This is a genomic window from Neobacillus mesonae (assembly GCF_001636315.1).
GTDB classification, from domain to species: Bacteria; Bacillota; Bacilli; order Bacillales; family Cytobacillaceae; genus Neobacillus; species Neobacillus mesonae.
The window spans coordinates 3,674,770-3,687,602 of the sequence record NZ_KV440949.1; the positions used below are offsets into that span (position 1 = coordinate 3,674,770).

11 protein-coding genes are annotated in these 12,833 nt (G+C 40.7%); 5 read left to right on the forward strand and 6 right to left on the reverse strand.

The features are described from left to right. Positions 1-354: 354 nt before the first annotated feature. Together A6749_RS17075 and A6749_RS17080 are read left to right on the forward strand one after the other, a co-directional pair. Entirely contained in the window at positions 355-1,650 is a 1,296-nt protein-coding gene (locus A6749_RS17075) for an ATP-binding protein (protein WP_066392621.1), read from the forward strand. Positions 1,651-1,810: 160 nt separating this feature from the next. After that, positions 1,811-2,881: an LLM class flavin-dependent oxidoreductase gene (locus A6749_RS17080; RefSeq protein WP_066392626.1), complete on the forward strand. Its 1,071-nt coding sequence runs from the start codon at positions 1,811-1,813 to the stop codon at positions 2,879-2,881. Positions 2,882-2,959: 78 nt separating this feature from the next. Here A6749_RS17080 and A6749_RS17085 read toward each other — a convergent pair whose 3' ends face one another. Further along, positions 2,960-4,039: a BMP family lipoprotein gene (locus A6749_RS17085; protein WP_066392635.1), complete on the reverse strand. Its 1,080-nt coding sequence runs from the start codon at positions 4,037-4,039 to the stop codon at positions 2,960-2,962. A gap of 209 nt (positions 4,040-4,248) precedes the next feature. On the opposite strand from A6749_RS17085, the gene A6749_RS17090 reads away from it, so the two are divergent. Next, positions 4,249-7,422 (forward strand): DEAD/DEAH box helicase, encoded by a 3,174-nt coding sequence (locus A6749_RS17090; RefSeq protein WP_066392638.1) that lies wholly within the window; start codon positions 4,249-4,251, stop codon positions 7,420-7,422. Positions 7,423-8,007: 585 nt separating this feature from the next. On the opposite strand, the gene A6749_RS17095 is transcribed toward A6749_RS17090, so the two are convergent. Together A6749_RS17095 and A6749_RS17100 are read right to left on the reverse strand one after the other, a co-directional pair. After that, positions 8,008-8,427: a GNAT family N-acetyltransferase gene (locus tag A6749_RS17095; protein ID WP_066392642.1), complete on the reverse strand. Its 420-nt coding sequence runs from the start codon at positions 8,425-8,427 to the stop codon at positions 8,008-8,010. A gap of 247 nt (positions 8,428-8,674) precedes the next feature. Next, a complete protein-coding gene (locus A6749_RS17100; RefSeq protein ID WP_066392652.1) occupies positions 8,675-8,956 on the reverse strand; it encodes a YggT family protein in 282 nt (93 codons plus the stop codon). 382 nt (positions 8,957-9,338) lie between these two features. On the opposite strand from A6749_RS17100, the gene A6749_RS17105 reads away from it, so the two are divergent. Continuing rightward, a complete protein-coding gene (locus A6749_RS17105) occupies positions 9,339-9,929 on the forward strand; it encodes a VanZ family protein (protein ID WP_066392654.1) in 591 nt (196 codons plus the stop codon). Positions 9,930-10,541: 612 nt separating this feature from the next. Then, the gene (locus tag A6749_RS28150; RefSeq protein WP_153043034.1) at positions 10,542-10,895 is read left to right on the forward strand and encodes a hypothetical protein; all 354 of its coding nucleotides are present in this window, start codon (positions 10,542-10,544) and stop codon (positions 10,893-10,895) included. A 96-nt stretch (positions 10,896-10,991) separates the two neighbouring features. Here A6749_RS28150 and A6749_RS17115 read toward each other — a convergent pair whose 3' ends face one another. The 3 genes from A6749_RS17115 to A6749_RS17125 form a co-directional block, all read right to left on the reverse strand. Continuing rightward, entirely contained in the window at positions 10,992-11,507 is a 516-nt protein-coding gene (locus A6749_RS17115; protein ID WP_066392658.1) for a type 1 glutamine amidotransferase domain-containing protein, read from the reverse strand. Positions 11,508-11,676: 169 nt separating this feature from the next. Further along, positions 11,677-12,210, reverse strand: coding sequence for a GNAT family N-acetyltransferase (locus tag A6749_RS17120; protein WP_066392665.1), 534 nt, complete (start codon positions 12,208-12,210; stop codon positions 11,677-11,679). 2 nt (positions 12,211-12,212) lie between these two features. After that, the gene (locus A6749_RS17125) at positions 12,213-12,797 is read right to left on the reverse strand and encodes an HAD-IA family hydrolase (RefSeq protein ID WP_066392671.1); all 585 of its coding nucleotides are present in this window, start codon (positions 12,795-12,797) and stop codon (positions 12,213-12,215) included. Between the last annotated feature and the right edge of the window lie 36 nt (positions 12,798-12,833).

Genomic DNA, 12,833 nt, shown 5'->3' on the forward strand with positions numbered 1-12,833 from the left:
AAATTTGGTTAATGGAAGAGGGGTGCATTGCCCAAAACGAGGTGATTCATCAAAATTTGGTTAATGGAAGAGGGTTGCATTGCCCAAAACGAGGTGATATATCAAAATTCGGTCAATGGAAGTAGGTTGCATTGCCCAAAACGAGGTGATATATCGAAATTTGGTCAATGGAAGCCAGATTGCATTGCCCGAAACCTAAAATGCATCCGGTTCTAGTCAATGGGCCACTTGGTGCCTGACACCAAATTACTTTTTCTAGAAATTGCGAATAGACATTTATTGTAAAGTGGTTCAAAATAGATTTAATCAGTGTGGCTAGACTATGATTTTTATAGATTTAAAAAGGAGAACCAGATGAACAAGCAAAATGTACTTTTTAAAATAGAGGAAATGGACCGGGATACACTCCCTTATTATTACGACTATGGGAAAGTGGTTTCTGTGATTCAGGAGAAGCTGTTTGAAGAAATCGGAATGGAGTTCGATATGTATTCGGACGAGGATACATCCAATGAGATTTGGGAAATCCTTGAGGAGGATTTGAAAGAGAAGTCTGAGGAGGTCAGGCTAATTGGTCACATTTATAACGAAGCTGAAACGAAGACGATTTCGTCAAATCATAATGATAAAGTGCAAGAATTTATTGTAAAGCCAAGGGTTATGAATGGTCTTTTTTATTATCCACAATATCAGGTAGCATTGGCAAAGGTGATAACCTTTCAAAATGCCGGAGAAATGCTTAGAGATCTGATTTTTGCCAAAGATGATGCCTGCTTAGTTTCCTTTTTGCAATACGTCCTCAAACGAAAAAGAGACTATATCAAGAATTATGTAACGGTCTTCACGGATACAGAACATGGTGTGGAAACAGAAATCGAAAGCATCACAACCATGGTGAGAAGAGAGGATGTCTTTTTAGAAGATTCGATGAAAAAGGAAATCTACCGTTCGATTGATGAGTTTTTTCAGGAAGGCAGAGAATTTTTTAAAACGTATAATATTCCGTACAAGCGCGGGATTCTCTTATACGGTAAACCAGGGAATGGAAAAACAACGCTGGTAAAATCAATCGCCAGCAGTATCCTGGCCCCTGTTGCCTATTGGCAGATTACGGAGTTTACATCAAGCTATACCATTAAAGAAGTGTTTTCGTCTGTTTTAAAACTGGCGCCAATGGTATTGGTAATTGAGGATATTGACTCAATGCCTGCGGATGTCCGTTCGGTTTTTCTGAATACCCTAGACGGGGCGACTTCTAAAGAGGGAATTTTCCTAATCGGAACGACGAACTATCCGGAAAAAATAGACCCTGCTTTGATGAACCGATCAGGCCGATTCGACCGGGCCTATGAAATAAAATTGCCAACGAAGGAGCTTCGTTATCAATATTTACTCAACAAAAAAATCGAGCGGATTCTTTCGCAGGAAGAAATTGAAGAGGTTATTGAAGCAACAAAGGATTTCTCCTATGCACAGCTGAATGAACTCTACACTTCCATTGCGTTGGAATGGCATTATGAGCAGCAGGTAGATGTCACACGGCTATGCGGCGAGCTTAAATCCCTTAAGCAAAAGCAGGTAAAACACGCATGGGACGAGTCGAACTCATATGGGGCCATCGGATTTGCCGGATTTAGGGATGAATACTAGAGAATTACAATTAGAATGCCCTTCTCAAATGAGGAGGGCTTTTTCAATATGTCAATGTCGGCTAACCTTGGCAAATTTGTGTGCCAATAAGCGGAGTCGCTGATTATGATAAAGTACACCAAAGGCAAATGATGAACCTACTTTGATAAGGGGGGAGAGGATGAAAAAAGAATCAGGGGAAGAACCCTCGGGAATTGAAATTGGTGTGTACACTTTAGCGGATTTAGAACCGGATCCTCATACGGATAAAACCATCAGTGCCAGACAGCGGTTGGAAGAAATTATCGAGGCGGCTAAGATAGCGGATGCAGCTGGACTCGATGTGTTCGGGGTGGGGGAACATCATCGTTTGGACTATGCTGTTTCTGCTCCGTCGGTTGTCTTGGCGGCAATTTCACAAGTGACGAAAAGGATAAAACTGACTAGTGCCACCACGATATTAAATACAGTCGACCCGGTCCGATTATTTGAAGAATTTGCGACCCTTGATCTTTTATCAAAAGGGCGGGCCGAAATTATGGCTGGCCGAGGGGCTTTTAAAGAATCATTTCCATTGTTTGGTTTTGATGTTAAGGATGATCATCAGTTGTTTGAAGAAAATTTAGCCCTTTTAATGAAGCTGAATGAGCAGGAAAAAATAAGCTGGAAGGGACGATATCGCGCAGCATTACAAGAAGCTGAAATTGCACCAAGACCTATGCAGAAAAGTCTTCCAATCTGGGTAGGAGTTGGCGGTTCACTTGAAAGTGCAAAAAGAGCCGGAAGATTAGGGGCAGGCCTAGCACTGGCTATACTTGGCGGGGAGCCGAAGGGATATAAACCGCTTGTCGCCGCCTACAGAGAAGCCGGTAAACACGCTGGATACGCTGCTTTTGATTTGAAGGTAGCGGTAACCGGGCACGCTTTTATAGGTAAAACCACAGAAGAAGCAAAGGATCAATTCTATCCTTATCACGCCAATTATTGGGAATACCTAAATCGCCAGCAAGGCAGGACCCGGCAGATTTCTAGAGCCGAGTTCGACAGGGTTGCTGAACCGGACACGTCATTATTTGTTGGCAATTCTCAAGATATTATCGAAAAAATCCTTAAACAATATGAGCTTTTTGGACATCAACGGTTTATGGCACAAATGGATATTGGCGGTATGCCGTTTAAATATGTAGCACAAAACATTGAACGTTTAGCAGTCGAGATTGCTCCAATTGTAAGGCGTGAAACGAAAAAATGAATCATCTGTATCTGAATTAAAGAGGCTTTATTTTTATCTAATAGAAAAGAACCGGGCTTCACCCGGTTCTCTGTTTCATTATTTCTTTGGATTAAATGATTTTACCTCATCACGAGTTTCAGGAACTTTTATGTCGCCTGATTTAATTTTGTCAGTCCATTCTTTTACTGCAGTTTCAATTGCTGCTTTGTTTGCCGCTTTCTCATTGATTGGTGCTAAGCCAACTCCATCATCATGCAAGCCATATAAAATAACCTTGCCGCCTTGGAAATCCCCTTTACTTGCTTTCGTTGCTAAATCTTTAACAGCAACATCTACGCGTTTTAAAGCGGATGTAAGAACAACATCTGGACCCATTTCATTTTGGTCACGGTCTACCCCAATTACCCAAAAGTCTTTATTAGGTTCTTTTTTCTTACGGTCATTGGCTTCTTTAAATATTCCGTTACCAGTGTTTCCCGCTGCATGGAAGATTACATCCGCCCCAGTAGAATACATTTTAGAAGCGATGGCTTGGCCAAGCTCAGCCTTATCAAATGCTCCTGCATATTGTGAGTCAACTTTTACCTCTGGTTTAGCAGCCTTAACACCTGCTAAAAAGCCAGCCTCAAAATGTTCAGGAGCAGGGATTTTCATGCCCCCAATAAATCCAACATGATTCGTTTTGGTCGTAAGAGCAGCCGCTACCCCTGCAAGGAATCCCGCTTCTTGCTCTTTGAACAGAATGCTGGCAACGTTTGGCTGTTTTACTTCTGCATCAACAATGGCAAATTTAGCATCTTTATTTTGTGAAGCCACTTGCTCAAGAGCTGCCGGCATTAAGAAACCGATAGCGTATATTAAATCAAAATCTCGATGAACGAGTGTATTTAAGTTAGTTGCATAATCAGCATCTGATGTAGATTGGAGGTAATCATATCCGCCTTTACCTTTTTCTAATCCATTTTCTTTACCGTAGTTGACAAGTCCTTCCCAAGAAGATTGGTTAAAAGATTTATCATCAACACCACCAATGTCCGTAACCATTCCCACTGAGAACCCTTTATTGTTTCCGTTACCTTTTGTTGTATCATTGTTATTGCTTTTTCCACAAGCACCTAAAAGTGTACCTGCTGCAAGTACAAGTGATAGCGCCAATCCTATTTTACGTTTTTTCAAGATGTATGGCCTCCTAGATTAAGTTTGTTAAACAACTGTTTAGTGTTGAAACACATGTTTAATTATATTTGTGAAAAAAATATAAGTCAACTTAATATTATTTTCCTTATTTTTTTGAAAAACATTCAGCAAAATACTTACGATAATGGGTCTATGCTTCCTTTTTGCTATAATGAGAAGAAAGCTGTTCTAGGAAGGAGATGGTCCACGTGAACATAAACCTAACTCATAAACGGATAAAAGAAATGTGCGGAACTGTCTCCTTCAAACGGGGAGATTATTTTTACCACGCAAATAAAGTGAAATTTGAAGAATATAGCTCAGGTCGCTGCCAGGCAATGGTTATTGGAGAGGAAAAGTTTCATGTGACGATTGAAGCAGGAGCAGGCGGGGAGATCTTTGCTGAATGTACATGTCCCAAGCTCGCTTCCTTTGACAAGGATTGCCAGCATATTGCAGCCGTGTTAATCGCGATTTATGAGCAGCAGCGGAAGGGCATAACACCGGAGATAACAAATAAGAATCTAACACAGGACCTGTTTGTGCTTTTTGATGAAAAACCGGTGCGCTCAAGCGGGCATCAGCTTCATTTTGAAAAGAGAGCAGTGCTGGATGTTGTGTTTTCTTGCAAACCAGTCCCCGCCGGCGATGGGCGGAACATTATCGGGATCAAAATGAATGTGGCGGACACAGAGGTCGACCCTATTCGTCCATTTCTTGAACATGTGAAAAACGGGACCAGGGCCGCACTGACAAATTCTTTTACCTATGACACAAGCCAGCATTGCTTTCAAATTGAAACGGATTCGGTAATTCAGCAGCTAATCCAAGTGATGCAGGATGAAAAGCTCTATGGCCAAGCTGGGCAGGGACAAATGCTGCAGATTCCCTCAACTTCATGGGAACGGATCCTGCCGTTACTGCTAAGGGCGCCATATGTAAAACTGAAATACGATGGACAAACATATGAAGGACTTCGGGTGACAGACGATGCGCTGCCATTACAATTTGAATTTACCGGAATCGAAGGAAAAGGGTATCAACTACACGTGTCCGGCTTTGATCGATTACTGATCTTAGAGTCCTATAACTCTGTTTTATATGATGGAAAAATTAGCAGGCTGGAAGACCAGGACTGCCGGCGGCTTTTGGAACTGAAAAAAATGATGGAGGTTTCACAGGCGGAGCAAATTTCCATTCCAAACGAGCAAATTCGTTTTTTTCTTGAAAAAGTCGCACCAGGGTTAAAAAGACTGGGGCAGGTTCATTTTTCCGAAACGATTCGGAAGCAATTGATGCGCACGCCTTTAACGGCCAAGCTTTATTTGGACCGGGTGAAAAACCGCCTTCTAGCCGGCCTTGAGTTTCACTATGAAAACTTTATCATCAATCCGTTGGAAGGCAGGGAGCTTTCCGGCGGTTCCTTGGTCATCAGGGATGTGAATAAAGAAAATGACATTCTAGAGTTAATGGAGGAAAGTGGATTCGCCAAGACGGATGGCGGTTATTTTTTGCATAACGAAGAGTTAGAATATGAGTTTCTCTATCATATAGTGCCGAAACTTCAAAACCTGGTGCAAATTTATGCCACTACGGCTGTGAGGAACCGTATTGTAAGAGGCGGTCTCCATCCCCAGGTAAGGGTAAAGGTGAAGAAGGAACGAACAAATTGGCTGGAATTTAAATTTGAAATGGATGGCATTAATGAACAGCAGATACGTGATGTCCTGGCAGCTTTAGAGGAGAAGCGGAAATATTACCGTTTGCCGAATGGTTCTCTGCTCTCGCTCCAGACAAGGGAGTTCGAAGAGATTCAGCGTTTTCTCCGCTCGCCGTTTGTGAAGCCTAAGGATTTGGAGAACGGGCTCGACTTGCCGATTGAACAATGCTTGGAGCTGCTTGATACTGTTGAGGTAAGTGATACGTTTAAGCTGGAGGAATCGTTTCGCGAGTTTTTGCAGCATCTTCATCATCCCGAAAGCCTTGAATTCGACGTACCGAACAGTTTGGACCCCATCCTCAAAGATTATCAAAAGATCGGCTTTAAATGGATGAAAACCTTGGCCTATTATGGCTTTGGCGGGATTCTGGCTGATGATATGGGCCTTGGAAAAACGATTCAGAGCATTGCCTTTATGGTGTCGGTGCTTCCAGATATTCGTCGGGAAAAACAGCCAGCTTTAGTTGTTTGCCCGTCATCTTTGACTTATAACTGGCTTAGTGAGTTCCGTAAATTTGTTGGATCCGAGCTGAGAGCCGTGGTGATCGATGGGACTAAGGCGGAGCGTGAACAGCAGTTGAAAGTGGTATCGGGTGCCGATGTGGTCATCATCTCTTACCCGTTATTACGGCGGGAGATTGGCTGGTTTGAAAAACAAACCTTTCATACCGTGTTTTTTGATGAGGCTCAGGCCTTTAAAAATCCATTAACGCAGACGTCACGGGCGGTGAAGCGGATAAAGGCTCGTCATCGGTTCGCCCTTACTGGTACACCGGTGGAAAATTCCTCCGAGGAGCTGTGGTCGATTTTTCACATTGTTTTTCCTGAGCTTTTCCTCGGCTTGAAGGAATACAGTAAGCTTTCTAGTAAACATATAGCCAGAAGAATTCGTCCGTTTTTGCTGCGACGCTTGAAGGAGGATGTTCTGTCCGAGCTGCCGGAAAAAATTGATTCGCTGGAAACGGTGGAATTGCTTCCTGAACAAAAAAGGCTTTATGCAGCCTATTTGGCGAAGCTGCGGCATGATACGCTGAAGCGTCTTGATAAAGACACGATTCGGAAAAATCGAATCAGAATATTAGCAGGTTTAACCCGTTTGCGTCAAATCTGCTGCCACCCAGGTTTGTTTGTGGATGGTTATAGAGGGAGCTCCGCGAAGTTTGAGCAGCTGATGCAGATCCTTGAAGAAGCTAAGCTTTCCGGGAGAAGGGTCTTAATTTTTTCCCAGTTTACAAAAATGCTTGATTTGATCGGCCAAGCGTTGACACGGAAAGGGAGGCCGTACTTTTATCTAGATGGCCAAACTCCTTCGGAAGAACGAGTGGCGATTTGTGAAAGGTTTAATCGCGGAGAACGGGATTTATTCCTGATATCCTTAAAAGCTGGGGGGACAGGACTGAATCTGATGAGTGCTGACACCGTGATTCTATATGACACATGGTGGAATCCGGCGGTGGAGGAGCAGGCGGCCGACCGTGCTCACCGCATGGGACAGAAAAATACCGTCCAGGTCATCAAGCTCGTTGCCCGTGGCACAATTGAAGAAAAAATGAACGAGCTCCAGGACAAAAAGCGGCATCTTGTGGAGGAAATCATTGATTCCGATGAAAAGGTGATGGGGACATTGACAGAAGATGATATTCGGGAGATTTTGATGGTGTAGTTTATATGTTTTTCAGGTTCTAGCTGGTGTCCGAGAGAGTTTTTTACGTTTAGAGAGTAGCTAGAAGACTTCTAGCTGTTGTCTAAATGGATTTTTTGTGGTTAGAGAGCAGTTAGAAGGGTTCTAGCTGGTGTCAGAATGGAATTTTTATGGTTTAGAGACCAGTTAGAAGGGTTCTAGCTGGTGTCAGAATGGAATTTTTGTGGTTAGAGAGCAGCTAGAAGCGGTCTAGCTGGTGTCAGAATGGATTTTTTGTGGTTTAGAGAGCAGTTAGAAGGGTTCTAGCTGGTGTCAGAATGGAATTTTTGTGATTTAGAGAGCAGTTAGAAGGGTTCTAGCTGTTGTCAGAATGAAATTTTTGTGATTAGAGAGTAGTTAGAAGGTGTCTAGCTGGTGTCAGAATGGATTTTTTATGGTTTAGAGACCAGTTAGAAGGGTTCTAGCTACGATAATTAGCATAAAAAATGCTCAGAGCAAAACTCTGGGCATTTTTTTATTACCTATTCAGCTCACCCGTTAGAATAAGGAAAAAGTTTACTCGGAGAACAATTGATTTAATGTTTATTGATTGCCAAATTATTATGTCTATTTTTTTGAAATGACAGTGAACATCCCTGTCATGTTAGGTGAGTAATCTTTAAAATCATATTTTTCATAGAACGACCCATTACCTTCCGATGCAAACAAACCAACAAAGGACTTATCTGGGGCATTCGTGTTTAAGTAGTCAACCAAAAGATTCATTATCTCTTTCCCAATACCGTTTTTTTGATAATCTGGATGAACGATTATATCTTGGATGTAGAAATAAATAGCCCCATCGCCAACTATTCTCCCCATACCAACAATTTGTTCAGAGTCCTTGACCGAGACGCAGTGAATAGAACGACTTAGTGATGTTTCCGCCGCTTCAAAATTCATAAAATCAGTCCATCCTACAGACTCACACAAATATTTGTATTCTTCCAATGTAGGTATATTATTTTCAATCTTATATTTTTTCAAAAAATTACCTCCGCTCTTTTTCCTCAGCTAAACTGCGGTGTTAATTGAATAATCTACTGCCTTAATTTTATCATAAATATCCAGATATCCTTTATTTTGGTTTTGAAAAATAAAAAAGATATAAATCAAAAAATAGCACATATTTTAGCAAAAGATACAGCCCAATTCAATTGCGAATTGGACTGTCCATTGTCGTACTATTTACTGTTTGTACTTCAAAACACGTTAATGTAAATTAGCTGCGTTTTTAAATTCCAATGACATTCAACGATTGGCGAAGACCTTCGAGAGCGAATACTCCGACATATCTTAAAGCAAGTAATGCGATGATTGGTGAAAAATCAATTGGACCGAGCGGCGGGATGAATTTCCTGAAGAAACCCAAATAAGGCTCCACAAGTTTCCTAATCCATATCCCAACTTTTGATTCATGAAATCGAGGGAACCAGGAACCAAAAATAGCGATTAAAATGAGCCAATAATAAACTTCAAAAACATAGTGTCCAATTTGTAAAATGGTTGCACCCAATTTTATATCTCCTGCCTATATTTTTTTTATAGTATACTCATCTTTGTGATGATATTAACATATACGATTTAACTTTAATAAGGTTTCAAAAAAGATAGAAATGGTCTTTTTGTAGATAACCGGTGAAAAAATGTTGATATCCATATAACTAGTGTAGATATTGTCACATTTGGTGTAGATTTCCTCTCAAAAAGTGTAGATATTGTCACAATTAGTGTAGATATCTCATATTAAAAAGAACTAGCATTCCATAAAGTGGATTTCTATTCAAAATCGTAGATATCGCCAAAATTCCTGTAGATATACGCCGTAAAAATAAAGGGATGAAACTATAACCAACAATTTCTCGTCTGATAGATTAAATTATTTAGTGGGGGTAGACATGAAAAATCACACTCTTTGGCTTTCAAGCGGTTTATCCCAGATTTTATTCGTTGCACTTTTGCCCGTTTGGCTGCGGCTTTTGAACTATCTGCATCCAGTTGTTCTTGCAGTTGTATGGATGTGCCTGACAGTCTTTGTTTTTTTCGTAGTTTATTTTATCCGCAAACAAACGATCCATGTTTCGAAAAATATCATAAAAATCATTTTGATTATTTATAGCATTGGACTGCTGATTCTGTTATTCATGCGTCCGGCAAATCAAAACTATAGTCAAATTAACTATATCCCGTTCAAAACCATCATTGGATTTCTAGGGGGAAATGGTAATTTTCTTGTTGCATTTTACAATATCACGGCTAATATTTTGCTTTTTGTTCCCTTTGGTATTGCTGCGTTGATGTTATCTAAAAATCCATCACGCCTGCGTTTAATGATTGTTCCTACTGTAGCAATCGCACTTATCGAAATCACACAGCATCTTACCAAACGCGGCAGCATGGATATAGATGATCTGATCTTGAACCTGTTCGGTGTCGTTATTGGCTATTGGCTGCATCCGTTGATTGAAAAAGTGTTTAAAGTAAGGTAGAGGGGAAGTGACTTAAAGAAGCTGCCTAATGTGGATTTTCTAGTAAATGTTACGGGAGCATGTGAGAATTGTACAGTCTCATGTGCCTTGTCTCCAGCAGACGCGGGTAGATGCCTGTTAACCTCTCCTGAAGTGACAATTCCGGCTGAAATCATACCAGTTGGCCCAGGCGTAACACCCGTAACCGCCATTGTATTTATTCAAAGTTGTCCAATTACTGTAACTGTAACGGTTACTTGTCTGGATGAATTTGGAGGAATCGTATGTACGGATTTAGCAGAATGTACAATTAGTAGTTGTGTTGCCTAAACTGCGGGCATGTGTGCCAAGTATTAAAATGTATTCTGTCACTAATAACGGAAAACACGCTAAATGAAACCTAGCGTGTTTTTAATTATAATTCACAAAAAGTCGATTTAATTTCTTGAGTAACGAATAACTCTGATCATTTTTCGTCTTCATATAGATAATAATCAAGGCTGCTGCCATTCAGTATTCTTATTTGCTTGATGCGGTATATTTTCCTTTAAAGGACAAGCGTCGGTACATTCTTTCTTTATGTAAAATAATATATTACGAAAATTAAAAAACTTACCGAAAGGAATGAAAAAAATGGGACTTAGATGTGAATGTGATGTTTCAGTGTATGCTTGTCCGGCATTTGGAATTTTGGGTGAGGTCAATCGTGTTAGTTTCATTGTAAATGTTACGGGGCTCTGTAAGAATTGTACAGCTACATGTGCTTTGTCTCCAGCAGACTTTGGTACTTGCCTGTTAACATCTTCTGATGTGACAACCCCTGCTGAAACTATACCAGTCGGACCAGGTGAAACATATGTAACTGCCGAAGTGACTCTTCGAAATTGTCCAATTACTGTGACTGTAACAGTAACTTGTATAGACGATTTTGGAAGAATCACTTGTACGGATTCAGCAGAATGTACCATTAGAATATGCGATGGCTAAACTAGCTGCCGGCATGGACGATTAATAACGAAAAACACGCTGAATGTACGCAGCGTGTTTTTATTATTTTTTGGCTCCATCAATCAACAAAAAGTATTACTCTAATACTCGTAAAGATTCTCGTACAAAGGCAGGTATATCATCCGGCTGTCTGCTGGTAACCAGCTGATTTTGGCATACAACGACTTCCTTATCATGCAAGTTAGCACCGGCATTCTTTAAATCTACATGAATGGATTTATACCCCGTTACATCACGATCTTTCAACGTTTCAGCTGTAATAAGCAGCTGGGGCCCATGGCAAATAGCGAACACCGGCTTTTGGGCATCCATAAATTCTTTGGTGAAACGAACGAAACGTTCATCAGCACGGAGAATATCTGGTGAAAATCCTCCTGGAATGAAGAGTGCGTCAAAATCTTCAGGAGAGACATCGTCAATGCTTTCATCAATGACAACCTCGCTCTTGCCCTGCTTTCCCTTGACTGTTTTCCCCTTTTTCATTTCAATGGCGCTTACCTCATGGTTCTTTTCCTTAAAGGCTTGCACTGGTTCGGTGTACTCGGAATCCTCGAAGTAATCTGTCACTAACACAGCAATTTTTTTACTCATATAGATCCACTCCTAATTAAGACTACAGGTTATAAAATACCCTTATTTCCAATCGTTAAACTCGATTAAATATTCAAGATTAATGAATAATTAGGGAATCCTCGCCGGGAATTAAAAAAGAGGCTGTCCACAAAAACAATGATTCGCGGCAGCCTCTTTTTTATTATGGTTATTCCGAAAAAGCCTCGGAATAATGAACGACACCCTGTACATTTTCAAGTGAATTCTCAGTTAATTCCAGCGCCATAAATAGTTCATCAGGCACCTGAAATGGGGCGCTGATGTTCCATAAGCTGGCTGGTTTAAACCCAAACTTTGGATAATAATCTTTATGTCCTAAAACAATAACGGAACAAAATCCGAGCTCTTTCGCTTTCTTTAATGCGGTGTGAATTAATCGGCTCCCAACACCTTTTTTCTGATACTCAGGTACAACCGATACCGGAGCAAGTGCCAAAGATTCAACAGCGTCATTGCCTTCTGCAATTTTTATTTTTGACAAAAGAATATGGCCGATAATGTCTTTGGCTTGATTTAGTGCAACCAATGAAAGCTCTGGAATAAATGCATCTGATTTTCTAATTTTATTTACAAGGAAGTGTTCTTTCTTGTCACTAAATGCTTCCTTTACAAAGGCTCTTTTCACAACTTCTTCTGTTGAAGGATAGTCTTCTGCAGTCTCTTGTCTAATTAAAAACTCCATTTTTAGACTCCAGTTCTTTTAAGCGGCTTTAAGACAACCTGAATAAAATCTGCATAGCTATCAACATGAAAATCCGCTTCAATGTGTTGATTTTGAAAAGCGGCGGTTTTAATCTTTAATTCTCTTGCAGGAATAAGGTCTAAGTCACGGTCGCCAACGACTAAATCTATTTGATGCCGTTCTAGGACATATTCATATGAAGAACAATGGGGCTTCCTTTGAAAACCTTGTTCTTCTACGGCAACAATTTCTTTAAAATACTGGGCCAATTGATATTTTTCTAGAAGAAAAATGGTTGATGCCTGGTCGCGATGTGTCACGATAATGTTAGTTTCGGCGGCTGATAATGCATCCTTCAAGTGCTCAAATGGCTTGCTTACTTTTGAATACTCACTATTTAACCGTTGAAACTCTTCTCTCTGATTCTCGCTGATTCCAAAGTGTTTAAAGGCTGTTTTCGAATCGATCTTCAGCCATTTTAATACCTCACCGCGGCTGAGTTCCTGCCCGCTTAGCTTTATAAATCCTTCGACCATGGCCGGATACGTATCAAAAAGCGTGCCGTCGAAGTCCCATAATATGTTCATACAAGTCTCCCTTTCATCTACTAAACGTTATTATGA

Excerpts from the sequence above, each read along its gene's own strand:
- A6749_RS17075 (WP_066392621.1), top strand. The coding sequence starts at position 355 with ATGAACAAGCAAAATGTACTTTTTAAAATAGAGGAAATGGACCGGGAT.
- A6749_RS17080 (WP_066392626.1), top strand. The coding sequence starts at position 1,811 with ATGAAAAAAGAATCAGGGGAAGAACCCTCGGGAATTGAAATTGGTGTG.
- A6749_RS17105 (WP_066392654.1), top strand. The coding sequence starts at position 9,339 with ATGAAAAATCACACTCTTTGGCTTTCAAGCGGTTTATCCCAGATTTTA.
- A6749_RS28150 (WP_153043034.1), top strand. The coding sequence starts at position 10,542 with ATGGGACTTAGATGTGAATGTGATGTTTCAGTGTATGCTTGTCCGGCA.
- A6749_RS17115 (WP_066392658.1), bottom strand. The coding sequence starts at position 11,507 with ATGAGTAAAAAAATTGCTGTGTTAGTGACAGATTACTTCGAGGATTCC.
- A6749_RS17125 (WP_066392671.1), bottom strand. The coding sequence starts at position 12,797 with ATGAACATATTATGGGACTTCGACGGCACGCTTTTTGATACGTATCCG.
- A6749_RS17120 (WP_066392665.1), bottom strand. The coding sequence starts at position 12,210 with ATGGAGTTTTTAATTAGACAAGAGACTGCAGAAGACTATCCTTCAACA.